Source organism: Variovorax sp. GW822-FHT04E09 (assembly GCF_058800845.1).
Window position 1 is genome coordinate 211,029 of the sequence record NZ_JBXAMR010000006.1, and the last position, 24,177, is coordinate 235,205.

Below are 24,177 nucleotides of genomic sequence, written 5' to 3' on the forward strand. Positions count from 1 at the left end.
GGCGGTGTCGGTCAGTCCAATCGGATGCGCGCGAAGGCGGCCACCTTCTTCATCTTCTCGATCTCGCTCGCGATCTGCTTCGTGAACTCGGCCGGCGTGGTGCCCGAGGCGTACAGCCCCTGCAGCGCCAGGCGCTCGCGCACCGCGGGGTCCTTCAGCGCCGTGGCCACGGCCTGCTGCATGCGCAGCACCAGCTCGGGCGGCGTGCCGGCGGGCGCGATCATGCCGAACCACGAGGGGTCGTTGCTGGCCGCGTAGCCCAGCTCGCCGTAGGTCGGCACCTCGGGCAACACGTCGAGGCGGCCGCTCCAGGACACGGCCAGCGCCTTCAGCTTGCCGGCCTTCACGTGCGGCAGCGACGAGGCCACTTGGTCGAAGTACACCGGCACCTGGCCCGCGAGCACGTCGTTGATGGCCGGGCCCGCACCGCGGTAGGGGATGTGCACCATCGAGGTTCCGGTGCTGCTCTTGAACAGCTCGCCCCACATGTGGCCGATGGTGCCGTTGCCCGGCGACGCGTACGACACCTTGCCGGGGTTGGCCTTCAGGTACTTCACGAGCTCGGCGAAGCTGCCGACCGGCAGCACGGCCGGGTTGATGACGATCACGCCTGGCGCCTTCACCAGCTCGGTCACGGCGGCGAAGCCCTTGATCGGGTCGTAGGGCAGCTTCTGGTACACGGCCGGGTTCACGCCGTGCGTGGACAGCGTGGCCACGCCGAAGCTCAGGCCGTCGGGCGTGGCGCGCGCCAGCTCGGCCATGCCGATCGAGCCGCCCGCGCCGGCGCGGTTGTCGATCACCACGGGCTGCTGGAGGATCTTGGCCAGGGGCTCGGAGAGCACGCGGGCCGTGATGTCGGTGGCGCCACCGGGCGGGAAAGGCACGACCAGGCGGATCGGCTTGCCTTGGGCAAAGGATATTCCTGGGGCGAAAGAAACGGCAGCCAGGGTGGAGAGGAAATGACGACGTTGCATGAGGGTTCTTCCAATGGAACGATGAGTGAATGTGCAAAGCTGCAGCTCACCTGAAGCAAAGGATATACCCGATATCATTCCAATCTGGAATGACTTGATGGGCTCCCCCATGCCGCTGCGACGCCTCAACCCGCCCCTGAACCTGCTGCGCGCCTTCTCCACCGTGGTGCGCTTCGGTGGCGTGTCGCGTGCGGCCGAGGCGCTGCACCTCACGCAGGGCGCGGTCAGCAAGCAGGTGCAGGAGCTCGAGCGCTGGATCGGCGCGCCGCTGTTCGAGCGCAGCCGCAAGCGCCTGGCGCTCACGCCGGCCGGCGAGCGCTACGAGAAGGCGGTGCGCGCCCTGCTGGCGCAGCTGGAGGCGGCCACGCTGGAGCTCATCACCAGCGGCGACGGCGGTGGCGCGCTGCACCTGTCGACCCTGCCCACCTTCGGCGCCAAGTGGCTGATTCCGCGCCTGCCCGATTTCCAGCAGCGGCACCCGCAGATCACGCTGCATTTCGTGCCCTTCGTGCACGGCTACGACTTCGAGCGGCCCGAGCTCGACTGCGCCATCCTGTTCGGCGACGGCCACTGGCCCGGCGCGCGTTCGCACTACCTCGCGGGGCAGGACGTGGCGCTGATCGCCCCGCGCGCCGCGCAGGCCGAGGCCCCCATCCGCACGCCGCAGGACGTGGCGCGCTGCACCCTGCTGCGCCATGTGAGCGTGCCGCAGTCGTGGCTGCACTGGAGCGAGGCGCACGGCGTGCGCGGGCTCGACCCGTTGGCCGGGCTGCAGTTCGACCAGTTCCAGACCATGATCCGCGCCGTCATGGCCGGCATGGGCGTCGCGCTGGTGCCGCGCTGCCTGGTGCAGGACGAGATCACGTCGGGGCTGGTGGAAGAGCCGCTGCCCAACGGCGGCTACCGGGGCAGCGAGGGCTACTGGTTCTGCTACCCCGAGGGGCGTGGCCAGCTGGCCACGCTGGACCATTTCCGCCACTGGCTGCTGGCCGAGGTCGACCGCAGCGGGGAAGCGACGGCGCTGCCGCCGGTCGCGCAGAACTGAGCAGGGGTTACTCGGGCTTCGCGCCCGAGGCCTTCACCGCCGCACCCCAGAGCCCGATCTCGCTCGCCACGAAGCGGTCGAACTCGGCACCGGTCGTCGGCGCCGGCTCGGAGCCCCGGTCGCGGATGAAGCGCGCCATCTGCTCGCTCTTCAAGATGTCGGTCACTTCGTGGTTCAGCCGCGCCACGACCTCGGACGGCGTGCCGCGCGGTGCCATCAGGCCGAGCCAGCCCACGGCTTCGAAGTTCTTCGTGCCGGCCACGCCGGTCTCGCGCACCGCAGGCACCTCGGGCAGTTGCGACGAGCGCGTGGCCGACGTCACCGCCAGCGCAACCGCCTTGCCCGCCTTGATGTGCGGCAGCGCGGCCGTCACCGAGTCGACCATCAGCGGCACCTGGTTGCCCAGGAAGTCCGCCTGCGCCGGCCCGCTGCCCCGGTACGGAATGTGCGTGATGAACACATGCGCCGCCGATTTGTACATCTCGCCCGACAGGTGCTGCGTGCCGCCGATGCCGGCGCTCGCGTAGCTGAGCTTGCCGGGCTCGGCCTTGGCGCGCGCCGTGAGCTCGGCCAGCGTGCGGATGCCGCTCTCGGGCGTGGCCAGGAACACCAGCGGCACCTTCGCGATCAGCGAAATGCCGACCAGGTCCTTGCGCGGGTCGAAGCCCGGCTTGGCGTAGAGCGTCTGGTTCACCGCCATCGCGCTGCCCGCCACCACCAGCGTGTAGCCGTCGGGCGGCGCGCGCACCACGAACTCGGTGCCGATGTTGCTGCCCGCGCCCGCCTTGTTGTCGACGATCACGGGCTGGCCCAGCCGCTTGCCGAGCTGTTCGGCGAGCGCGCGGGCAAAGATGTCGGTGGCCTGCCCGGGTGGGAAAGGCACGACCAGCTTGACGGGCTTGTCAGGCCACGCGGCGGCCTGGGCCAGGCCCGCGCCGCCCAGCAGCGCGGCGGCACACAGGGCCGCGAGGTGTCTGCGCTGCATGCGTCGTCAGGCCGCGTCGGGCGCCGAGAGGTGCTTGCCCACGATGCCCGCGAGTTCGAACATCGTCACCTGGTCCTTGCCGAACACCGGCTTGAGCTTGGCGTCGGCGTTGATCGCGCGCTTGTTGGTCGCATCCTGCAGGTTGTTGGCCTTGATGTAGTCCCACAGCTTCTTGATGACCTCGGTGCGCGCCACCGGTTCGGCGCCGATCACCGCGGCCAGCGAGTCGCTGGGCTTGAGGCCCGCGCCCGGCTTGCGCGGCTTGGCTGCCTTCTTCTCGGCCGGTGCCTTCTTGGCGGCGGGCGTCTTCTTCGCCGCCACCTTCTTGGCCGCCGCGGTCTTGGCGGCCGGCTTGCCGAAGGTCTTGCGCGGCGGGAACTTGCTGCCGCCTTCGCGCGGCGCGAACTCGAAGGTCACCTTGCCTTCTTCGGCGTTCCACGTGAGGAAGGCCTTGAAGGCGCGGCGCGTGCGCATCGACACGAACTTGTCGAGCAGGTCGGTCTTGCCGGTGGCCAGCAGCTTTTCCATCTGGTCGCGCTCGACCGGTTGCTGCAGGATGATCTTGCCGGTCTTGAAGGTGCAGCTCGGGGTCGGCTGCTCGTTCGTCGGCACCGACTTCTCGCAGACGTAGTTGCTGCCGTGATCGAACACCGGCGCACCGCAGACCGGGCACGGGCCCACGGTGTCCTGCTGGCTGAAGTCGACGATCTCGCCGCTGTCTTCGTTCTTGTCGTCGCCGAAGTCGAACTCGAGCTTCCAGTTCTTCGCTTCTTCCCCGTCGTACTTGAGGATGATCTCGGCGGTGAAGGGCCAGCCCGCCTTGGAGCGGAAGCCCTCGAGCGGGCCGATGTGCTTGTTGGCCAGCAGCTGCTCGGCCTCGGCCACCTCGAAGGTGCGCCCCGCCGGCGACTTGCCGAACGAGAAGCCGCAGGCGTCCTCGCCCGTGCCGCTCTTGCCGGTGCAGCCGTAGCGACGGTAGTTTTCCTTCACCACGCCGCCGCAGTTCGGGCAGGGCGTGGCGAGCGTGGCGTAGTCGCCCGGCACGGTGTCGCGGTCGTACTCCTTGGCCTTCTTGACGATGTGCTCCGTCATCTCGGCGATCTCGCGCATGAAGGCGTCGCGGCTGAGCGCGCCCTTCTCCATCTGCGCGAGCTTGTACTCCCACTCGCCCGTCAGCTCGGCCTTGGACAGTTCTTCCACGCCCAGGCCGCGCAGCAGCGTCATGAGCTGGAAGGCCTTGGCGGTCGGGATGAGCTCGCGGCCTTCGCGCAGCATGTACTTCTCGGCGATCAGCCCTTCGATGGTGGCCGCGCGCGTGGCTGGCGTGCCCAGGCCCTTCTCCTGCATGGCTTCGCGCAGCTCGTCGTCGTCGATGGTCTTGCCGGCGCCTTCCATGGCGCCCAGCAGCGTGGCTTCGGAATAGCGGGCGGGCGGGCGCGTCTTCAGGCCCTTGAGGTCGGCCGACTCGTTCTGCACGATCTCGCCCGGCTTCACCGGCACGAGGCGCTTGCCGTCCTTGTCGTCTTCCTTCTCGTCGTCCTGGGCTTCCTTGCCGTAGATGGCGAGCCAGCCCGGCTTCACCAGCACCTTGCCGTCGGTGCGGAAGGGGTACTTCTTGCCATTCTGTTCCACCGTGCTGATGCGCGTGGTGACCTGGTGCTCGGCGCTCGGGAAGAACACCGACAGGAAGCGGCGCACCACGAAGTCATAGAGCTTCTGCTCGGCTTCGCTCAGCCCGCTCGGGGCCTGCAGCGTCGGGATGATGGCGAAGTGATCCGACACCTTGGCGTTGTCGAAGATGCGCTTGTTGGGCTTGACGTAGTTGCCGTCGACCGCCTGCTGCGCGAACGGCGCCAGGTGCTTCATGCCGCTGCCGGCGAGCATTTCCATCGTCTGCTTGACCACCGGCAGATAGTCTTCCGGCAGCGCGCGCGAATCGGTACGCGGGTAGGTCAGCGCCTTGTGGCGTTCGTACAGGCTCTGGGCCAGCGCGAGCGTGGTCTTGGCACTGAAGCCGAAGCGGCCGTTGGCCTCGCGCTGCAGCGAGGTCAGGTCGAACAGCGCGGGCGAGGCCTGCGTGGTGGGCTTGCTCTCTTCGGTGACCGTGGCGGGCTTGCCGCGCGAGGCGTCGGCGATGGCGCGGGCTTCCTGCTCGCTCCACACGCGGTCGGCGCGCTGCTCGGCATCGGGCTCGCCGTTGGCCAGCAGCGGCGCGTTGGCCTTCTTCCAGTCGGGGTTGAACCACTTGCCGGGGTACTGGCCGGCCTTGGCCGCGAAGCTGCCGTGGATTTCCCAGTACTCGCGCGAGACGAACTTGCGGATCTGCTCCTCGCGCTCCACGACGACGGACAGCGTCGGCGTCTGCACGCGGCCCACGGTCGTGAGGAAGAAGCCGCCGTCGCGCGAATTGAATGCGGTCATGGCGCGCGTGCCGTTGATGCCCACGAGCCAGTCGGCCTCGGAGCGCGAGCGCGCGGCGTCGGCCAGGCCCTGCATCTGCTTTTCGGTGCGCAGCGCATCGAAGCCGTCGCGGATGGCCTGCGGCGTCATCGACTGCAGCCACAGGCGCTTGACCGGCTTGCCCAGCGGGCTCTTGCCGCCGGCGTACTGCTCGATGAGGCGGAAGATCAGTTCGCCCTCGCGGCCCGCGTCGCAGGCGTTGATGAGCTGCGTCACGTCCTTGCGCTTGGCCTGCTTGACCACGGCGTTCAGGCGCGTCTTGGTCTTGTCGACCGGCTTGAGGTCGAAGTGCGGCGGGATCACCGGCAGGTTGGCGAAGCTCCACTTGCCGCGCTTGACGTCGAATTCCTCCGGGGCCTGGATCTCGACCAGGTGGCCCACGGCGCTGGTCACGACGTAGGTGTCGTTCTCGAAATGCTCGTCATGTTTGTCGAACTTGCCGGCCACCGGCGTGAGGGCCCGGACGATGTCCTGGGCCACCGACGGCTTTTCTGCGATTACCAAAGTCTTTGTCATCTGAGGGCTCTCTATACTCTGCGGCTTCCGCGTGCGCACGCGCGCACACGCATGTGTGCATATTCAACCTAACAGACTTCGGCGATGCCTTCCAAATCCCCACTTTCCGCCGGCCGCGACAAGGAAGCCGTCCCCGTGACCGAGCCCGAGGCCCGGTCCGCCGCCACGCGCTCCGGTGGCCGGCGCATCCAGATGCGCCGCTCGGACGTCCACGGCAACGGCGTGTTCGCCCTGCAGGACCTGGCCGAAGGTGAAACGCTGATCGAATACAAGGGCGAGGTCATCAGCTGGAAAGAGGCGCTGCGCCGCCACCCGCACGACCCGACCCAGCCGAACCACACCTTCTACTTCCACATCGACGACGGCCGCGTGATCGACGGCAATGTGAAGGGCAACGACGCGCGCTGGATCAATCACTCGTGCGAGCCGAACTGCGAGGCCGACGAAGTCGATGGGCGCGTTTATATCAAGGCCCTGAGAAACATCGCCGCCGGCGAGGAACTGAACTACGACTACGGCCTGATCATCGACGAGCCGTACACCGAGAAGCTGCTGTCCGAGTTCCCGTGCTGGTGCGGCTCCGAGATGTGCCGCGGCACGCTGCTGACGCCCAAGGACGAGGACGAGGAAAAAGACAAGAAGAAAAAGAAGAAGGCCAAGAAAAAAGCCGAGAAGAAGAAGGCCGAGGCCAAGGAAGCGAAGAAGGCTGAAAAGAAAGCCGAGAAGAAAAAATCGGACAAGAAGGCCGACAAGAAAAAGGCCGACGGCAAGAAGAAGTCCAAGGGCGACGCCCCGGCCGCCGCCGGAGACTGACGATGGCCACGACGCCGGCCAGTGCCTGGTTCGAAGACCGGATCGCCGCGACGGTCGCGCCGCTGCTGCCCGGCTTCGCGGTCGAGGCCGTGGCCGAAATCGATTCCACCAACACCGAGCTGATGCGCCGCGCGCGCGCCGGCCGCACCGACCCCGTGCTGCTCGTGGCCGAGCGCCAGACGGCCGGGCGCGGTCGTCTCGGCCGCCCCTGGCAGAGCGCGCAGCAGCCCGAGGCGCCCGCCTCCCTCACCTTTTCGCTCGGCATGCCGCTGGCGCCGGCCGACTGGTCGGGCCTGTCGCTCGCCGTGGGCGTGAGCGTGGCCGAAAGCCTCGACCCGACGGGCGCGCACCAGGTCGGCCTCAAGTGGCCCAACGACATCTGGGTGAACGACCGCAAGCTGGTCGGCATCCTCATCGAAACGGCGATGCCGCAGACGGCGCGCCCCGATGCCGCGCGCTACCTCGTGGTCGGCATCGGCATCAACATCGGCCCGCGCGAGGGCGACGGCATGCGCACGCCGCCGGCCTGGCTGCGCCAGTGGCAGCCCGACGCGTCCGCGCCCGAGGTGCTGCTGTCGCTGGCCGAGCCGCTGGTGCGCAGCGTGCTTGCCTTCGAGGCGAACGGCTTCGCGCCTTTTGCCGAGCGCTTTGCGGCGCGCGACGTGCTGCGCGGGCGCGAGGTGACGCTCAGCGACGGCACCGCCGGCCTGTGCGAAGGCGTGGCCTGGGGCGGTGAGCTGCAGGTGCGCACCGACGCCGGCCTGCAACTGATCTCGAGCGACGAAGTGAGCGTGCGCCCGCGCGGCATGTCTTTCTGAGTGAGGGCATGAAGCTGCGCCTGGTCCTCATCGCCCTGCTCGCCGCCAACGCGGGCTACTGGCTGTGGACGCGCGGCGACCTGGCCGGCTTCGGGCTCGCGCCGGCGGCGCTCGACGAGCGCGAGCCGCAGCGCATGGCGCGGCAGATCCACCCCGAGTGGTTGCAGATCCGCAAGGAAGCCAAGCCTTTGGGCACGCCCGCGCCCTGATCCAGTCAGGCCGCAGCCGCGCGCGCGAACATGCGCCGCGCCTTGGCCAAGGCGGCCTGCAGTTTCTCTTCGGAGGGCGGCTCGTGTGAACTCGAGCTCAGGCCGAACTTCTTGCCCGCGATCTCCTGCACCGCGACCAGGATGCCGCCCAGCACGACCGGATCGGTCTCGGTGTCGAGCGCCTGGCGCAAGGGCTCGAGCGCCTTGGGCGCAGCGCTGCGGCGGTTGAACACGATCTGCATCAGCGCGCTCGCGGCCCATCGGCGGTTCGTGGCGACGGCATCGTGCGTGAGCAGCGGCACGACCTTGGCGATGTCGGTCGTGCCGCCGAGCCAGCCGATCACCCACAGCCCCTTGCAGCGCAGCTCGTCGTGCGGCGACGCGAGCGCGGCGCGCGCGAGGGCCGCGGTCTCTTTCAGGCGCCGGCCCTTGCGGTACTTGAAGCCGCCGAGCAGCTGCAGCACCGTGGCCTGCATCGCCGGGTCGGGCTCGCGGTCGAACTGCGCGAGCAGGTGGTCTTCGGCTTCGTCGCCGCGCTCGCCGAACTTGCGACACAGCCAGTCGTAGAGCTCGCTGTCCATGCCGGTGTCGTGCAGCAGCGTGTAGTGAAAGGCGAGCGCCTCGGCTGAATCCTGTTCCAGCAGATCGGCGCCGAAGTCGAACATGTCCGACACATCGGTGTCGAGGCGGATTTCCAGGAAGCGTTGGCGCAGCGTGTCGAGCGGATTCATTCCGACGGGGCCTCCTCGAAGCGCACGGTGAAGAGCGCGCCCGGCGGATGCTTGCCGGGGTGCGCGTCTTCGAGCTTGACCCGCGCGCGGTGCTGGTTGGCGATCTCGCGCACGATCGGCAGGCCCAGCCCGGAGCCGTCGGCCTCGTTGCCGAGCACGCGGTAGAAGGGCTCGAACACCAGTTCGCGGTCGGCCTCGGCGATGCCGGGGCCGTTGTCCTCCACCTGCACCAGCTGCACGTGACCGAAGGGGTCGGCCAGCACGCGCGCCGTGACCACGCCGGGGCGTTCGGGCGTCGAGGGCGTGTAGTTGAGCGCGTTGTCGACCAGGTTGCGCACCAGCTCTTTCAGCAGCGTCGGGTTGCCGTCGACCATCACGCCGGGTGCGCCGGCCTGGACGCCGTCGTAACCGAGGTCGATGCGCTTCTCGATCGCGCGCGGCACGGCCTCGCGCACCACCTCGATGGTCAGCCGCGCGAGGTCGCAAGGCTGGCAGTGCGTCATGGCGCTGGTGCCCTCGGCGCGCGCCAGCGACAGCAGCTGGTTCACCGTGTGCGTGGCGCGCACGCTGGCGCGGCCGATCTGCTTGAGCGACTGCTTCAATTCGTCGGCGTTGGCGCCTTCGCGCTGCGCTAGGTCGGCCTGCATGCGCAGGCCCGCGAGCGGCGTTTTGAGCTGGTGGGCGGCGTCGGCCAGGAAGCGCTTCTGCGTGAAGATGGAGTCGTTGAGCTTGTCGAGCAGCTCGTTCACCGACGACACCAGTGGCACGACCTCGAGCGGCACCGAGGACTCGTCGAGCGGGCTCAGGTCGCCCGGGCGGCGCTCGCGGATGCGCGCCTCGACCACCGACAGCGGCTTGATGCCGCGCACCAGCGCCAGCCAGATCAGCAGCACCGCCAGCGGCAGGATCGCGAACTGCGGCAGCAGCACGCCCTTGATGATCTCGGTGGCGAGCACCGCCTGCTTCTCGCGCGTCTCGGCCAGTTGCAGCAGCGACGGCGGCACTTCTTCGCTGCCGCTGGGAATCCACAGCGAGGCCACGCGCACCGGCTGGCCGTGCACGGTGCTGTTGTGCAGCAGGACCACGTTGGTGCCGGGCGGGTCGTCCACGTTGGGCTGCGGCAGGTCGCGCTCGCCGTGCAGCAGCGTGCCGTGGCCGTCGAGCAGCTGGTAGTAGATGTGGCCGGCGTCGTCGGCGCGCAGGATCTCGCGCGCCGACTGCGACAGCACGAAGTGCGTCTGCCCCTGCTTCACCGTGACCAGCTCGGCCAGCACCTTCACGTTGTGCTCCAGCGCGCGGTCGAAGGGCGCGTTGGCGATGCCCTGCGCCACCAGCCAGGTCACGCCGATGCTCACCGGCACGAGCAGCAGCAGCGGCGTGAGCATCCAGTCGAGGATCTCGCCGAACAGGGAGCGCTGGGCGCGCTGGAAGAGCTTCAAGGGAGTTCCTGGCAAGACGAAAGAACGCGGGCGAGCGTGAACTAGTACTGCGATTCGCAGGTGTGACGTTTCATTGACAAGGTGTGACTGGTTGTAGCCTTGACGTGCAGTTTCTGCAATTCAAAAACATCAGGGAGAAATCATGAAGCAAAAGACCGTGGGCGGCTGCCCCAAGCCGCTCTGGATGGCCGCGACCGTGTTGGCCGCCAGCGTGGGTGTGACTGCATGCGGCGGTGGAGGTGGCGGGGGCGGGGGTGGCATGCCGATGCTGCCGATCGCACCGGTTCCGGCGCCCGCACCCGCGCCCTCCCCGGCCCCCGCACCCGCGCCCTCCCCGGCCCCCGCGCCCGCGCCCGCACCGGCCGAGAACCGCGCCGCTGTGCCGGGCTCCGAGCCGTCGCCCTCGCTGAGTGCGCCGCAGCCCGGCTCCACTGCCGCGGTGGGCAATGACAGCGAAGGCATCTACGCGGGCGTGCGAGGCATTGCCTTCGTCGGCACCAACGGTTCGTTGGCGGGCAGCTTCCTCGGGGGCACGATGTGGGGTTCGCTGAAGGTCACGGGGCTCGACTGGTCGTTCAACCCGGACACCGAGTTGTATGTTCCGCCCAACGCATATCCGGTGACGGGCTCGGGCACCTTCACGCCGAAGAAGTCGGTGGATGGCACCTACGCCTACGACAACCGCAGGCCGTCCGATGTCGGCCCGCTGGCCTACACGATCGAGAACGCGCTGGCGGTGTCGCAGGCGAGCATGACCGGCACGTGGTCCAACACCGACAGCAGCCCGAGCCTGGGCGTGACGGTGCAGGTCGATGGCCAGGGCGTGTTCACTGGCAGCACGAGCGGCGTGCAGATCGGCCAGTGCACGCTCTCGGGCACTGTCGCCCTGGCGCAGCCCGGCTCGGCCAAGAACATGTACAGCCTCACGCTGAAGGCCGTGAATGCCGCCACGGCCAGCACCAACGACTGCAAGCTCACCCCCGCCGCCACCGGCAGCTATGCCGGGCCGGCCATCATCGGGCTGGTGCCGGCGGGCGTGTACGACAGCAACGGCTACTTCCGCAGCCTCATGTTCCTGATCCGTTCGAACACCGGCGCCACGCTGCTCGTCAATCTGCGCAAGCAGCCCTGACGGCATTGCGCGCGGGCGGGGCACGCTCAACCGGGAATCTTCTCGAGGCAGTAGCCCAGCCCGCGCACCGTCGCGATGCGCACCGGTCCCTTCTCGATCTTCTTGCGCAGGCGGTGGATGTAGACCTCGATGGCGTTGATGCTCACCTCTTCGCCCCATTCGCACAGCCGGTCCACCAGCTGGTCCTTACTGACCAGCCGGCCGGCGCGCTGCAGCAGCACTTCGAGCAGGCCCAGTTCGCGCGCCGACAGCTCGATCATCTTGCCGTCGATGGTCGCCACGCGGCCGGCCTGGTCGTAGACCAGCGGGCCGTGGCGGATCGCGTTGCTGGTGGCGCCCATGCCGCGCCGCGTGAGGGCGCGCACGCGCGCCTCGAGCTCCTGCAGGCTGAAGGGCTTGGCCATGTAGTCGTCGGCGCCGTGGTCCAGGCCCTTGACGCGCTCTTCCACGCTGTCGGCCGCCGTGAGCACCAGCACCGGCAGCTGCGAGCCGCGCGCGCGCAGGCGCTTGAGGATCTCGATGCCGTGCAGGCTGGGCAGCCCGAGGTCGAGGATCAGCAGGTCGAACTCGCTGTGGGTCATGAGCGCGGTGTCGGCCTGCGAGCCGTTGGCCACGTGATCGACCGCCGCGCCCGAGGTGCGCAGGCTGCGCAGCAGGGCATCGGCCAGCACCTGGTCGTCTTCGGCAATCAGTATTCGCATGAGCCACCTCCGGCGGATTCAGGCGCCATGCCGGCGCAGTTCACATTTGTCTCAACGCGAGTCTAGCCCGCTGTATAGGCTTCGAGTCCGATGGTTACCACGGTGGCGATCTCGTCGCCCACGCTGGCGCGGAACTCGCGCTCGGTCTGCGTCACGGCGCGGCGGAAGGCGTCCAGCCAGGCCAGCCCGTCGGCCGTGAACAGCACGCGCCGCGCGCGCGCATCGAGCGGGTCGGGCCCGCGCGTGACCAGCCCCCAGGCCTCGCACTGGTCGACCAGCGTGCCCATGGCCTGCTTGGTCATGCCGGCTCGCTCGGCCAGCTCGGTCAGGCGCGAGCCCTCGCGTGCCAGGTGCCGCGTGATGTGGATGTGCGCCGCGCTCACCTGCGCGCGCGCCGCGAGGTTCGACAGCGCCAGCGGCACGTCGATGTCGTGCGCCATGAGCGCCAGCACGCGCTCGTCGAAGCGGCGCATCGCATGGCCCAGCAGGCGGCCCAGGTGGGTCTGGCGCCAGGCGTCGGGATCGGTGGGAAAGGCGGGGTCGGCCATGGCTTCAGATGGTAAGGCAAACTGACTTTAAAGTGGGTTTGCGAAACGCCATGAGCCCCTACACTACTGTTCAAGCATCCAGCCTGTGGTTAAAAGCAGATGGATGAATCCCGACACAAACCGTTGATATTCAAGGAGATTTCCACATGGACGCAGTCGTCAAGGGCGCAAGCATCTCGGTCGCCAACAGTGAAAAGGCCAAGGCCCTGCAGGCCGCGCTGGCCCAGATCGAAAAGCAGTTCGGCAAGGGCACGATCATGCGCCTGGGCGAAGGCGAGGCGCTGGAAGACATCCAGGTGGTCTCCACCGGCTCGCTGGGCCTGGACATCGCCCTGGGCGTCGGCGGCCTGCCCCGTGGCCGCGTCGTTGAAATCTACGGCCCGGAATCCTCGGGCAAGACCACGCTCACGCTGCAGGTGATCGCCTCCATGCAGAAGCAGGCCGGCACCTGCGCCTTCGTCGACGCCGAGCACGCCCTCGACGTGCAGTACGCCCAGAAGCTCGGCGTGAACCTGTCCGACCTGCTGATCAGCCAGCCCGACACCGGCGAGCAGGCCCTGGAAATCGTCGACTCGCTGGTGCGCTCGGGCGCCGTCGACCTGATCGTGGTCGACTCGGTCGCCGCGCTCACGCCCAAGGCCGAAATCGAAGGCGAAATGGGCGACTCGCTGCCCGGCCTGCAGGCCCGCCTCATGAGCCAGGCGCTGCGCAAGCTCACGGCCACGATCAAGAAGACCAACTGCATGGTCATCTTCATCAACCAGATCCGCATGAAGATCGGCGTGATGTTCGGCTCGCCCGAAACCACCACCGGCGGCAATGCGCTGAAGTTCTACGCCTCGGTGCGCCTGGACATCCGCCGCATCGGCACCATCAAGAAGGGCGACGAGGCCATCGGCAACGAAACCAAGGTGAAGGTGGTGAAGAACAAGGTGTCGCCCCCGTTCAAGACGGCCGAGTTCGACATCCTGTTCGGCGAAGGCATCAGCCGCGAGGGCGAGATCATCGACATGGGCGTGAACGCCAAGATCATCGACAAGTCGGGTGCCTGGTACGCCTACAACGGCGAGAAGATCGGCCAGGGCCGCGACAACGCCCGCGAGTTCCTGCGCGAGAACCCCGACCTGTCGCGCGAAATCGAGAACAAGGTGCGCGAATCGCTGGGCATTCCGCTGCTCGCGGCCGACGCCGGCAGCGAACCCGAGAAGGCCGAGAAGCCCGCCAAGGCATCGAAGGCCGACAAGGCGGCGGAGTAAGTTCGATAAGCGGCCTTCGCGTGTTGCGTGGGCGGCGTGAGCGACCCACCACCCCCGAATGGCCTTCAGTGCCCCCTCCCTCAAAGGCCGCGCCCTGCGCCTCCTGAGCCAGCGCGAGCATTCGCGCGCGGAGCTGGAGCGCAAGCTCGCGAAGCACGAGGAAGAGCCCGGCACGCTGGCCCAGGCGCTCGACGAGCTGGCCGCCAAGGACTTCATCAGCGAGCCGCGCGTCGTCGCCTCGGTGCTGCACCAGCGCGCCGCCCGTTCGGGCGCGTTGCGCGTGAAGCAGGAGCTGCAGGCCAAGGGCATCGCGCCCGAAGCCATCGCGCAGGCGGTGGCCGGCTTGCAGGAGACCGAAGTCGAGCGCGCCACGGCCCTGTGGCGCCGCCGCTTCGACGCGCCACCCGCCGATGCGAAGGAGCGCGCGAAACAGATGCGATTCCTGATGGCGCGCGGTTTCTCGGGCGCCGTCGTGTCCAAGGTGCTCAGGAGCGACTTCGATGACACAAGCGACGACCCCTCCGGCGAATGAAGGCGACGCGGCCCTGTCTCGCGTCATCACCCAGCGCGTGCACTGCGAATGGCGCGACGCCTATGCGCTCGCGTCCGACCCGAAGCGGCTGCCCGACTGGGCCAGCGGCCTCGCGAAGAGCGCGCTGGTGCCGCACGGCGACCACTGGATCGTGCGCACGCCCGAAAGCGGCGAGGCCCGCATGCGCTTTGCGCCGCCCAACGACCTGGGCGTGCTCGACCACTGGGTGGCGCCCGAAGGTGTGCCCGAGGTCTACCTGCCGTTTCGCGTGATCGGCGTGGCGCCGGGCGTGTGCGAGCTGCAGTTCACGCTGCTGCGCCAGCCGCACATGGACGATGCGGCCTTTGCGCGCGATGCCGGATGGATCGCGCGCGACCTGCAGGCCCTGCGCCGCCTGCTCGAGGCGGGCTGAGCCCGGCCTGGCTTACTCGGTGGCGGCGGTGTCGTCGGCCAGCGGGTTCTCGGCCTTGTACGCGGCGATGTCGCGCACGTTCTTCTGCACCGCCACCGCGCCGAACAGGCTCAGCAGGAAGGCCATGGCGTAGAAGCCCTTCTCGCTCGCGGCCAGCGAGGCGTTGAACAGGCCCACGGCCAGCAGGCCCACCGACAGCAGCAGCGAGACCCAGCACAGGCCGAAGTAGATGCCGGTGACCGAGATGCCCTCGAGCCGGTCGCGCACCGTCTTTTGCAGCGACACGGCGGAGAACAGGCCGTACATGAGGATGGTGAAGTAGTAGCCCTTCTCGTTGAGCTGCATCGCGGCATTCCACAGCCCGAGCAGGTACACGATGGCGCCGATGATCAGCGCGGCCCAGGATGCGGCGACGAATGCGCCGGTCGGTTTCTGAAACTTGACGGTTCCCATGACGATCCTCCTCGTTGTTGTGTGGCGCGATTATGGTGCGGGAAGGCGGTGGCATGATCGCCAGCGACCGGCCTCGCAGGAGGCGGCTTTCCAGAAAAACCGGAGGAACCCTTCATGTCGTCGCCACCCGCCCACCCGCAGTCTCTCGTTCGCACCGGCGCCAAGGCCGGCTTCGCCTTCGCCGGCTCGGCCATCAAGGGCGCGCTGATCGGCCTGTTTCTCGGCGGCGGCGTGTTCTTCTACTACCTGAGCCAGCTGCAGGGCCCGGGCATCCCGGCGGCGCGCGCCGGTGGCGCGGGCGCCATCCTGGCGCTGATCATGTCGCCGCCGCTGCTGGTGGCCGTGCTGCTGTCGCTGTTCGTCGGTGTGTACTTCCTGCTCGGCGTGCAGCGGGGCCGCGCCCGCGCGATGCAGCACCTGGTCGCGGCGCGCGGCGAGGCCGTGTCGCAGCGGCTGGGCGACGCGATCGCGGGCCGCATCGAAGCCATGCCGCGCACCCACGGCGGCCTGCAGCGCGTGGCCGACTGGCTGTCGCCCGACGCCCTGTGCCAGCAGCTCGCACCGGTGCTCGGCGAAGGCCGGGCCGTGCGCGCGGTGGTCGGCTTCGTGCTGGGCCGCCTGCCCCTGAGCGACATGCTGGCCGAGTGGCAGCAGGAACGTGCCGCGCACGGTGCGACGACACCGGCGACGGGCGAAGACCCTGCCCTGCGCGCCCTGCTCACGCGCCGCATCCACGAGGTGCTGCAGGAGATGGCGACGCCCTCGCGCAAGCTCTTCTACATCGCGCTGGCCGCGCAGGCCGTCCTGCTGGGCGTGGGGCTGTGGCTCGTGCGCTGAGCCCGACCGTCTTCGTCGGTCTTGGGGCGGCCCGCCGCCCTCGCGCTGACGCCTCGGCGACAATCAGCGCCCGCGCGGGCCTTGCGGTGTGCGCGGCCTCCATGCCTGCCTGTTTCCCCTGCCCCCCGCTTCCATGATCGTCCGGAAACGCCCGTCCGGGCTCAAGCTGTTTCTGTCCTGGCGGGGCTCCGTCCTGCCGCGCATCGCCGCGGCGCTGACGCTCAACGTGATCGTGGCCATCGTTGTCACGGTGCTGCACGGGCGCTTCGGTTCCATCAAGATTCCGCTGGGCACCGTGCCCTTCGCGCTGCTCGGCTTGCCGCTGGCGATCTTCCTGGGCTTTCGCAACACCGCGGCCTACGACCGCTTCTGGGAGGCGCGCAAGCTCTGGGGCGAGGTGATCCTGCGTTCGCGCAACCTGGCACGCCAGTGCCAGAGCCTCATCGACGGCGATGCGCCGGTGAACGCCGGCGCCGACACCGTCCGCCGCCTGGACGACCTGCGCGTGCGCATGACCCTGCGCGCCGCGGCCTTCGCCCATGCGCTGCGCCACCAGCTGCGCGGCACCGACGCGGCAACTGACACCCAACCCTTCCTGCGCGAGACGGAATGGCAGGGCCTGACCCAGGTCGCCAACCGGCCGCATGCGCTGCTGATGCACATGGGCGCCGACCTGCGCGAAGCGCTGCGCGCGCGGCGCATCGACCCGGCGCTGGCGGCGGGCGTCGACGGCACGCTGTCGGCGCTGAGTGCGGCGGCCGCGTCGTGCGAGCGCATCCTCAGCACGCCCATTCCCTTTTCGTACACGCTGCTGCTGCACCGCACGGCGTACCTGTATTGCTACCTGCTGCCCTTCGGGCTGGTGGACTCGGTCGGGTTCATGACGCCGGTGGTGGTGCTGATCGTGGCCTACACCTTCTTCGGCCTGGACGCGCTCGGCGACGAGATCGAGGAGCCCTTCGGCACCGAGTCCAACGACCTGCCGCTCGAGGCGCTGTGCCGCACGCTCGAGATCGACCTGTGCCAGTCGGTGGGCGCCCCGGCGCCGGCGCCGCTGGTGCCGGTCGACTACTTCCTGCGCTGACACCCGCCGCGTGCGCGGTGCCGGCTTTTCTTTTTCCTGCCTGACGAAAGAAAGACGTTTTGTCCCCCATGCCGCACGAAGACCGCATCCGCCTGCCCGCCCTGCGCAGCAGGATCACCACCGCCGAGGCCGCCGCCGAATGGATCCGCGACGGCATGGTGGTCGGCATGAGCGGGTTCACGCGCGCCGGCGACGCCAAGGCCGTGCCGCTGGCGCTCGCGGCCCGCGCGCGCCGCGCGCCGATGAAGATCACGCTGATGACCGGCGCCTCGCTGGGCGGCGACGTGGACCGCCAGCTGACCGAGGCCGGCGCCATCAGCCGGCGCATGCCGTTCCAGGTCGACACCGTGCTGCGCCAGGCGATCAACCGCGGCGAGGTGATGTTCATCGACCACCACCTGTCGGAAACGGTCGAGATGCTGCGCACGCGGCAGATCCCGCCGATCGACATCGCGATCATCGAGGCCGTGGCCATCACCGAAACCGGCGCGCTGGTGCCGAGCACCTCGATCGGCAACAGCGCGAGCTTCGCGATCCTGGCCGACAAGGTGATCGTCGAGATCAACACCTCGCAATCGACCGCGCTCGAAGGGCTGCACGACATCTTCATTCCCAAGCACCGCCCGCAGCGCGAGCCGATGCCGCTGGTGGCGCCGCACGACCGCATCGGCGTCAGCGCCATCGAGATCCCGCCCGAGAAGATCCTGGGCATCGTCATCACCGACAAGGCCGACAGCACCTCCACCGTGCTGCCGGCCGATGCCGAGACCGCGGCCATCGCGGCGCACCTGGTGGCGTTTTTCGAGCACGAGGTGGCGCAGGGTCGGCTCACCGAGCGGCTGCTGCCGCTGCAGGCGGGCATCGGCACGGTCGCCAACGCGGTGATGTCGGGGCTGGGCGCGGGGCCGTTCGAGCACCTCACGATGTACTCGGAGGTGCTGCAGGACTCGACCTTCGACCTGTTCGACGCCGGCAAGCTGGACTTCGCCTCGGGCTCGTCGATCACGCTATCGCCCGCGAAGGCGCGGCAGGTGTTCGGCGACCTGGAGCGCTACAAGGACCGGCTGGTGCTGCGGCCGCAGGAGGTGAGCAACCACCCGGAGATCATCCGGCGCCTGGGCATCATCGCGCTGAACACGGCGCTGGAGGCCGACATCTACGGCAACGTGAATTCGACCCACGTGCTGGGCACGCACATGATGAACGGCATCGGCGGTTCGGGCGACTTCGCGCGCAACGCCTACCTGTCGATCTTCGCGACCAAGTCGGTCGCCAAGCAGGGCGCGGTGTCGAGCATCGTGCCGATGGTGTCGCACGTCGACCATGCGCCGCAGGACGTCGACATCCTGGTCACCGAGGTGGGCCTGGCCGACCTGCGCGGGCTGGCACCGCGCGAGCGGGCGGCGGCGATCATCGCCAACTGCGCGGCCGAGCCGTACCGCGCGATGCTGCAGGACTACTACACGCGTGCTGTGGCGACCTGCGGCGGCCACACGCCGCACCGGCTGGAAGAGGCGTTTTCATGGCACGTGCGCTACCGCGACACGGGCACGATGCGGGTCGACTGAAAGCAAAAAGGCCGGTCCTTGCGGGCCGGCCTTTCCTTCTTGTCAGCGCTTGAAGCGGGGGCTCAGAGCGCCAGCATCAGCTTGAGGTTCTGCACCGCGGCGCCGCTGGCGCCCTTGCCCAGGTTGTCCAGGCGCGCGATCACCACGGCGTGGCGGTGGTCCTCGTTCGGGAACACGCGGATCTCGAGCTGGTTGGTGTCGTTGAGCGCCAGCGCGTCGAGCTTGCCGTCGTCGGTCGGCGGCAGCACCTTCACGAACTGCTCGGGCGTGTTGCTCCGGGCGTAGTGCGCGGCCAGGGCGTCCTGCAGGTCGCCGGCCTTCGGCTTGCCGGGCAGCAGGTCGAGGTGCAGCGGCAACTGCACCAGCATGCCTTGCTTGAAGTTACCCACCGACGGAATGAAGACCGGGCGGCGCGTGAGGCCGGTGTAGGTCATGATTTCGGGGATGTGCTTGTGCTTCAGGCCCAGCGCGTAGGTCTCGAACAGCGGCGCCTTGCCGCCCTCGTAGTCCTCGATCATGGTCCGGCCGCCGCCGGAGTAGCCGCTCACCGAAGGCAGCGACACCGGGAAGTCGGCCGGCAGCAGGCCCGCGTCGACCAGCGGGCGCACCATGGCGATGGCGCCGGTGGCGTAGCAGCCGGGGTTGCCGACGCGGTCGGCCTGGGCCACGGCCTGCCAGTGGCCTTCGACGAGTTCGGGGAAACCGAAGACCCAGCCCGGTGCGATGCGGTGGGCGGTCGAGGCGTCGATGATCTTGGGCTTTTGGCCCGGGAGCTGGTCGATCAGCGCGACCGACTCGCGTGCCGCGTCGTCGTGCAGGCACAGCACCACGAGGTCGACGCCGGCCATCAGCTCGCGCTTGGCGGCCACGTCCTTGCGCAGCTCGGGCGCGATGCTCACGAGCTCGATCTGCGGCATCGTCTGCAGCCGCTCGCGAATTTGCAGGCCGGTGGTGCCGGCTTCGCCGTCGATGAAAACCTTGGCCATATCGGAGTATGCGTAGGGTGGCTAGAAGAAAGTACGTATTGACCGCAACCGCACATCAAGTATTGGTGCGGCGCACCATGATACAGTCCGCGGTTGTTCGCCGCCCCCAGCCGTCAGGCTGCCGTCGCCCGCGAACAACAGAGCAGAAACAACAGTCTCACTCCCGATCTCCCGTTCTCAACCTCCTCCTTCCGAGAGACATCCCTCATGAAGATTCACGAGTACCAAGGCAAGGAAATCCTTGCCAAGTTCGGCGTGCCGGTGCCGCGCGGCATCCCGGCCTATACGGTTCAGGAGGCGGTCGAGGCCGCCCAGAAGCTTGGAGGCCCGGTCTGGGTCGTCAAGGCCCAGATCCACGCGGGTGGCCGCGGCAAGGGCGGCGGCGTCAAGGTCGCCAAGTCGATCGAAGACGTCAAGAAGCTGGCTGGCGAGATCCTCGGCATGCAGCTCAAGACCCACCAGACCGGCCCTGAAGGCCAGAAGGTGCGTCGCCTCTACATCGAAGACGGCGCCGACATCAACAAGGAATACTACATTTCGGCCGTGACCGACCGCGCCACCCAGAAGGTGGCGTTCATCGCTTCGAGCGAAGGCGGCATGGACATCGAGGAAGTGGCCCATTCCACCCCCGAGAAGATCATCACGGTCTACGCCGACCCCAAGGACGGCCTGACCGACGCACAAGCCAAGGAAATCGCCGACGGCATCGGCATGCCGGCCGATTCGACCGCCCAGACGGTCGACATCCTGAAGAAGCTCTACACCTGCTACATGGAGACGGACGCCTCGCTGGTCGAGATCAACCCGCTCAACCGTGACAGCAAGGGCAACGTCGTCGCCCTGGACGCCAAGTTCAACTTCGACAGCAACGCGCTGTTCCGCCACCCCGAAATCGTGGCCCTGCGCGACCTGGACGAAGAAGACGCGGCCGAAGTCGAAGCCTCGAAGTTCGACCTCGCCTACATCTCGCTGGACGGCAACATCGGCTGCCTGGTGAACGGCGCCGGCCTGGCCATGGCCACCATGGACACCATCAAGCTGTTCGGCGGCGAGCCGGCCAACTTCCTGGACGTGGGCGGCGGTGCCACCCCCGAGAAGGTCACGGAAGCCTTCAAGATCATGCTGAAGAACAAGAACGTGGAAGCCATCCTCGTGAACATCTTCGGCGGCATCATGAAGTGCGACACCATCGCCACCGGCGTGATCGCAGCCTGCAAGGCCGTGAACCTGCAAGTGCCGCTGGTCGTGCGCATGAAGGGCACCAACGAAGTCGAAGGCAAGAAGCTGCTGGCCGAGTCGGGCCTGCCGATCATCAGCGCCGACACCATGGCGGACGCGGCCCAGAAGGTCGTGGCAGCAGTCAAGAAGGCCTAAGGAACAAGTCATGTCGATCTACATCAACAAAGACACCAAAGTCATCACGCAAGGCATCACCGGCAAGACCGGTCAGTTCCACACCGAGAAGTGCCAGGAATACGCGAACGGCAAGAATGCCTTCGTGGCCGGCGTGAACCCGAAGAAGGCCGGCGAGTCGATCTTCAACATCCCGATCTTCGGTTCGGTGAAGGAAGCCGCCACGCAGACCGGCGCCACCGTGTCGGTGATCTACGTGCCGCCGGCAGGCGCCGCGGCCGCCATCTGGGAAGCTGTCGAAGCCGACCTGGACATGGCGATCTGCATCACCGAAGGCATTCCGGTTCGCGACATGCTCGAAGTGCGCAACAAGATGAAGGCCAAGGAAGCGGCCGGCGGCAAGAAGACCCTGCTGCTGGGCCCGAACTGCCCCGGCCTGATCACGCCCGACGAAATCAAGATCGGCATCATGCCCGGCCACATCCACCGCAAGGGCCGCATCGGCGTGGTCTCGCGCTCGGGCACACTGACGTACGAAGCCGTGGCTCAACTGACGGAAATCGGCCTGGGCCAATCGTCGGCAGTCGGCATCGGCGGCGACCCGATCAACGGCCTGAAGCACATCGACGTGATGAAGGCCTTCAATGACGATCCGGACACCGACGCCGTCATCATGATCGGCGAAATCGGCGGCCCCGACGAGGCTGACGCAGCCCGCTGGTGCAAGGACAACATGAAGAAGCCGGTCGTCGGCTTCATCGCCGGTGTCACAGCCCCTCCCGGCAAGCGCATGGGCCACGCCGGCGCGCTGATCTCGGGCGGCGCCGACACGGCCGAAGCCAAGCTCGCCATCATGGAAGAGTGCGGTTTCACCGTGACGCGCAACTTCTCGGAGCTGGCCAAGCTGCTCAAGGGCAAGCTGTAAAAAGCACACCCACCGCTGGCGGCATTCCCGCCGCTCGCATTACCACGCAGAAATGAAAAAGCGCCCGCATTGAGTTGCGGGCGCTTTTTTAACTACAACACAGTGGAATCAGAGACATGGAACTTCTTCAAAGCACGGACTTCTGGATCGGTCTGATCAAGATCGTCTGGATCAACATCATCCTCTCGGGCGACAACGCCGTCGTGATCGCCATGGCGGCGCGATCGCTGCCGCCCGCGCAACAGAAAAAGGCCGTGCTGTTCGGCTCGGGCGCGGCCGTCGTGCTGCGCATCGTGCTGACGGTGGTGGCGGCCAAGCTGTTGGCGCTGCCCTACCTGCAGATCATCGGCGGCGCCCTGCTGCTGTGGATCGGCCTGCAGCTGCTCAGCGAGGAAGACGAAGGCGACGGCGATTCCCAGGAGTACGGCAGCATGTTCGCGGCCGTGCGGACCATCCTGCTGGCCGACCTGGTGATGAGCCTGGACAACGTGATCGCCGTGGCGGCCGCCGCGCAAGGCAGCATGGTGCTGCTGGTGTTGGGTTTGGCCATCAGCATCCCCTTGGTGATTTTCGGCAGCACGCTCATGATCAAGCTCATGGAACGCTTCCCGATCATCGTCATGCTGGGTGCCGCGCTGATCGGCTGGGTCGGCGGCGAGACCATCGTGAGCGACGTGTCGCTGCATGAGGCGCTGGCGGCCAACCCCTGGATGCACTACGTGGGCGCGATCGCCGGCGCGGTGCTCGTCGTGGCCCTGGGCCGCTTCCTGCAACGGCGCGCACGCGCTGCTGCGCACTGATTCCTTAAAAAGCGAGCGCTGACAAACGATGGCAGGTGTTGGCGTTTCCCTTTTCTCCAGTCGACCGGCGCTGAGCTGGGAGTTTGCGGCGCTGACCGATGTCGGGCGCCTGCGCGCCCACAACGAAGACGCGGTGCATGTCGACCCGGCCCTCGGCCTGGCGCTGCTGGCCGACGGCATGGGCGGCTACAAGGGCGGCGAGGTGGCCAGTGCCATGGCCATTTCGCTGATGCACGCGAGCTTCGGCCGCTGGTTCGCCCAGGCCGGCATGCAGGCGCCCGCCCGCGTGGTCCGGCGTGCGCTGCAGGCGGCCACCGACGAGGCCAACGGCGCCATCCTCCAGGCGGGCATCACCCACGAAGAACTGCGAGGCATGGGCACGACCCTGGTGCTGGCGGCATTCCGCCCGCAGCGCGTGGTGGTCGGCCACATCGGCGATTCGCGCTGCTACCGCCTGCGCAACAACAAGCTGGAGCAGCTCACGCGCGACCATTCGCTGCGCCAGCAGCAGCTCGACGCGGGCGCCATCACGCCCGAAGAAGCCCTGAACTCCCCCACCCGCAACCTCGTGACGCGGGCCGTGGGCGTGGAAGCCCAGGTGTTGCTGGAGATGCACGAGCACAGCGCCAGGCCGGGCGACCTGTACATGCTGTGCTCCGACGGGCTCAGCGAGATGGTGCCGGATGCGCAGCTTTTCACGCTTTTGAGCCGTGATCTGGGGCTGAAGGAGATGGCTTCACTTTTGGTTGCAATTTCAAACGACAATGGCGGACGGGATAACATTTCAGTTGTTCTGGCCAAGGCGGGCGTCAGCGAAGCGACCCGCGGGGCCATGTAGCAGCCAACCCAGGCGGCGGACCGTTTGCGCCGCCTGACGGTGCTGGATCTTTGCAAACGGGGAGTAATCGGCCATGCCGAAGATGATCATTTCGGTCGATGGCGTCGTCATCGGCCAAGTGGCGCTCGCCAAGAACCGCACGACGTTGGGCCGGCGCGCCTACAACGACATCGTGATCGACAATCTCGCCGTCAGCGGCGAGCATGCCGTGCTGCACATGAGCGGCGGCGAAGTCGAAATTGAAGATCTCAACAGCACCAACGGCACCTACGTCAATGCGCTGGCCGTCCAGAAGCAGGCGCTCCAGGACAACGACGTCATCGAGGTCGGCGGCTGCCGCATTCATTTCCGCTCGCACAGCAACCTCATGGCCGGCCCCGGCTCCGTGCGGGCCTCGCTCTCCGAGTATTCGGCGCCGATGCCGCTCTCGTCGGCACCCACCGAATCGGGTGCGCTGGTCGAGTTGGGCGTGCCCGTGCTGCGCGTGCTCTCGGGCGCCAACGAAGGCCAGGACGTCCCGCTGCAGAAGGTGGTCACCACCATCGGCAAGCCCGGCGTCGCCGTGGCCGTCGTCACCCGCCGCCGCCAGGGCTACGTGGCGGCCACCGTCGTCGGCAGCGTCACGCTCAACGGCGCCCCGCTGGGCGCCGAGGCCGTCGCGCTGCAGGAAGGCGACGTGCTCGAACTCGGCGGCGCCTCGCGCATGCAGTTCGTCCGGATCTGAGCCGGCCCGGACGCCCTGCTCCGTTCCCCGTTTTCTCG

General features: G+C 68.0%; 25 protein-coding genes. 16 read left to right on the forward strand and 9 right to left on the reverse strand.

Annotated elements, in window-relative coordinates; genetic code table 11:
• Positions 1 to 11: 11 nt before the first annotated feature.
• Positions 12 to 974, reverse strand: a complete 963-nt coding sequence (locus AC1RL8_RS23735) for a tripartite tricarboxylate transporter substrate binding protein BugE (protein ID WP_062480391.1) — start codon at positions 972 to 974, stop codon at positions 12 to 14.
• Between the two features lie 109 nt (positions 975 to 1,083).
• Between AC1RL8_RS23735 and AC1RL8_RS23740 the strand changes: the two genes are divergently transcribed.
• Complete coding sequence (locus AC1RL8_RS23740) at positions 1,084 to 2,019, forward strand: LysR substrate-binding domain-containing protein (RefSeq protein ID WP_447748385.1); 936 nt, start codon at positions 1,084 to 1,086, stop codon at positions 2,017 to 2,019.
• A 7-nt stretch (positions 2,020 to 2,026) separates the two neighbouring features.
• Here AC1RL8_RS23740 and AC1RL8_RS23745 read toward each other — a convergent pair whose 3' ends face one another.
• Positions 2,027 to 3,004 carry a tripartite tricarboxylate transporter substrate binding protein gene (locus AC1RL8_RS23745; RefSeq protein ID WP_492687076.1) on the reverse strand — a complete coding sequence of 326 codons (978 nt, stop codon included), beginning with the start codon at positions 3,002 to 3,004 and terminating at the stop codon, positions 2,027 to 2,029.
• A 6-nt stretch (positions 3,005 to 3,010) separates the two neighbouring features.
• Positions 3,011 to 5,980, reverse strand: a complete 2,970-nt coding sequence (locus AC1RL8_RS23750) for a DNA topoisomerase III (protein WP_492687075.1) — start codon at positions 5,978 to 5,980, stop codon at positions 3,011 to 3,013.
• Between the two features lie 84 nt (positions 5,981 to 6,064).
• Between AC1RL8_RS23750 and AC1RL8_RS23755 the strand changes: the two genes are divergently transcribed.
• The 3 genes from AC1RL8_RS23755 to AC1RL8_RS23765 are packed head-to-tail and all read left to right on the forward strand — an operon-like array spanning position 6,065 to position 7,820.
• Positions 6,065 to 6,793 carry an SET domain-containing protein gene (locus AC1RL8_RS23755; RefSeq protein WP_492687074.1) on the forward strand — a complete coding sequence of 243 codons (729 nt, stop codon included), beginning with the start codon at positions 6,065 to 6,067 and terminating at the stop codon, positions 6,791 to 6,793.
• Positions 6,794 to 6,795: 2 nt separating this feature from the next.
• Complete coding sequence (locus tag AC1RL8_RS23760) at positions 6,796 to 7,611, forward strand: biotin--[acetyl-CoA-carboxylase] ligase (RefSeq protein WP_070063300.1); 816 nt, start codon at positions 6,796 to 6,798, stop codon at positions 7,609 to 7,611.
• A gap of 8 nt (positions 7,612 to 7,619) precedes the next feature.
• On the forward strand, positions 7,620 to 7,820 hold the full coding sequence (locus tag AC1RL8_RS23765; RefSeq protein ID WP_492687073.1) for a sporulation protein: 201 nt from the start codon (positions 7,620 to 7,622) through the stop codon (positions 7,818 to 7,820).
• Positions 7,821 to 7,825: 5 nt separating this feature from the next.
• Here AC1RL8_RS23765 and AC1RL8_RS23770 read toward each other — a convergent pair whose 3' ends face one another.
• Entirely contained in the window at positions 7,826 to 8,551 is a 726-nt protein-coding gene (locus tag AC1RL8_RS23770; RefSeq protein WP_492687072.1) for a HEAT repeat domain-containing protein, read from the reverse strand.
• Positions 8,548 to 9,990: a sensor histidine kinase gene (locus AC1RL8_RS23775; RefSeq protein ID WP_062480377.1), complete on the reverse strand. Its 1,443-nt coding sequence runs from the start codon at positions 9,988 to 9,990 to the stop codon at positions 8,548 to 8,550. Before AC1RL8_RS23775 ends, AC1RL8_RS23770 begins: the two co-directional genes overlap by 4 nt.
• A gap of 142 nt (positions 9,991 to 10,132) precedes the next feature.
• On the opposite strand from AC1RL8_RS23775, the gene AC1RL8_RS23780 reads away from it, so the two are divergent.
• Positions 10,133 to 11,122, forward strand: coding sequence for a hypothetical protein (locus AC1RL8_RS23780; RefSeq protein ID WP_492687071.1), 990 nt, complete (start codon positions 10,133 to 10,135; stop codon positions 11,120 to 11,122).
• Between the two features lie 26 nt (positions 11,123 to 11,148).
• Here the strand turns inward: AC1RL8_RS23780 and AC1RL8_RS23785 are convergent, their stop codons facing one another.
• Together AC1RL8_RS23785 and AC1RL8_RS23790 are read right to left on the reverse strand one after the other, a co-directional pair.
• Positions 11,149 to 11,823, reverse strand: a complete 675-nt coding sequence (locus AC1RL8_RS23785; RefSeq protein WP_056575150.1) for a response regulator transcription factor — start codon at positions 11,821 to 11,823, stop codon at positions 11,149 to 11,151.
• 62 nt (positions 11,824 to 11,885) lie between these two features.
• A complete protein-coding gene (locus AC1RL8_RS23790) occupies positions 11,886 to 12,371 on the reverse strand; it encodes a MarR family winged helix-turn-helix transcriptional regulator (protein ID WP_062482795.1) in 486 nt (161 codons plus the stop codon).
• Positions 12,372 to 12,517: 146 nt separating this feature from the next.
• Between AC1RL8_RS23790 and recA the strand changes: the two genes are divergently transcribed.
• The 3 genes from recA to AC1RL8_RS23805 are packed head-to-tail and all read left to right on the forward strand — an operon-like array spanning position 12,518 to position 14,571.
• A complete protein-coding gene (recA, locus tag AC1RL8_RS23795; RefSeq protein ID WP_062482792.1) occupies positions 12,518 to 13,627 on the forward strand; it encodes a recombinase RecA in 1,110 nt (369 codons plus the stop codon).
• A 58-nt stretch (positions 13,628 to 13,685) separates the two neighbouring features.
• Complete coding sequence (gene recX, locus AC1RL8_RS23800; protein WP_492687070.1) at positions 13,686 to 14,159, forward strand: recombination regulator RecX; 474 nt, start codon at positions 13,686 to 13,688, stop codon at positions 14,157 to 14,159.
• Positions 14,128 to 14,571 (forward strand): SRPBCC family protein, encoded by a 444-nt coding sequence (locus AC1RL8_RS23805; RefSeq protein ID WP_492687069.1) that lies wholly within the window; start codon positions 14,128 to 14,130, stop codon positions 14,569 to 14,571. Before recX ends, AC1RL8_RS23805 begins: the two co-directional genes overlap by 32 nt.
• A gap of 12 nt (positions 14,572 to 14,583) precedes the next feature.
• On the opposite strand, the gene yiaA is transcribed toward AC1RL8_RS23805, so the two are convergent.
• Positions 14,584 to 15,024, reverse strand: a complete 441-nt coding sequence (yiaA, locus tag AC1RL8_RS23810; RefSeq protein WP_492687068.1) for an inner membrane protein YiaA — start codon at positions 15,022 to 15,024, stop codon at positions 14,584 to 14,586.
• Between the two features lie 114 nt (positions 15,025 to 15,138).
• Here yiaA and AC1RL8_RS23815 point away from each other — a divergent pair, with 114 nt between their 5' ends.
• The 3 genes from AC1RL8_RS23815 to scpC all read left to right on the forward strand — a co-directional run bounded on the left by AC1RL8_RS23815 (position 15,139) and on the right by scpC (position 18,513).
• Entirely contained in the window at positions 15,139 to 15,861 is a 723-nt protein-coding gene (locus AC1RL8_RS23815; RefSeq protein ID WP_159274160.1) for a hypothetical protein, read from the forward strand.
• A gap of 133 nt (positions 15,862 to 15,994) precedes the next feature.
• On the forward strand, positions 15,995 to 16,945 hold the full coding sequence (locus AC1RL8_RS23820) for a bestrophin family protein (protein WP_492687067.1): 951 nt from the start codon (positions 15,995 to 15,997) through the stop codon (positions 16,943 to 16,945).
• A 68-nt stretch (positions 16,946 to 17,013) separates the two neighbouring features.
• Positions 17,014 to 18,513, forward strand: a complete 1,500-nt coding sequence (gene scpC, locus AC1RL8_RS23825; protein WP_492687066.1) for a succinyl-CoA:acetate CoA-transferase ScpC — start codon at positions 17,014 to 17,016, stop codon at positions 18,511 to 18,513.
• Between the two features lie 62 nt (positions 18,514 to 18,575).
• On the opposite strand, the gene argC is transcribed toward scpC, so the two are convergent.
• Entirely contained in the window at positions 18,576 to 19,499 is a 924-nt protein-coding gene (argC, locus tag AC1RL8_RS23830; protein ID WP_307637719.1) for an N-acetyl-gamma-glutamyl-phosphate reductase, read from the reverse strand.
• Between the two features lie 207 nt (positions 19,500 to 19,706).
• On the opposite strand from argC, the gene sucC reads away from it, so the two are divergent.
• From sucC to AC1RL8_RS23855, 5 genes are all read left to right on the forward strand, one after another.
• A complete protein-coding gene (gene sucC / locus AC1RL8_RS23835) occupies positions 19,707 to 20,873 on the forward strand; it encodes an ADP-forming succinate--CoA ligase subunit beta (RefSeq protein ID WP_062475330.1) in 1,167 nt (388 codons plus the stop codon).
• A gap of 10 nt (positions 20,874 to 20,883) precedes the next feature.
• The gene (sucD, locus tag AC1RL8_RS23840) at positions 20,884 to 21,777 is read left to right on the forward strand and encodes a succinate--CoA ligase subunit alpha (RefSeq protein ID WP_056575184.1); all 894 of its coding nucleotides are present in this window, start codon (positions 20,884 to 20,886) and stop codon (positions 21,775 to 21,777) included.
• Positions 21,778 to 21,893: 116 nt separating this feature from the next.
• Complete coding sequence (locus AC1RL8_RS23845; protein ID WP_492687065.1) at positions 21,894 to 22,577, forward strand: TerC family protein; 684 nt, start codon at positions 21,894 to 21,896, stop codon at positions 22,575 to 22,577.
• A gap of 28 nt (positions 22,578 to 22,605) precedes the next feature.
• Positions 22,606 to 23,415, forward strand: a complete 810-nt coding sequence (locus tag AC1RL8_RS23850; protein WP_070063289.1) for a Stp1/IreP family PP2C-type Ser/Thr phosphatase — start codon at positions 22,606 to 22,608, stop codon at positions 23,413 to 23,415.
• A 73-nt stretch (positions 23,416 to 23,488) separates the two neighbouring features.
• Positions 23,489 to 24,139, forward strand: coding sequence for an FHA domain-containing protein (locus AC1RL8_RS23855; protein ID WP_095747310.1), 651 nt, complete (start codon positions 23,489 to 23,491; stop codon positions 24,137 to 24,139).
• Positions 24,140 to 24,177 lie beyond the last annotated feature (38 nt).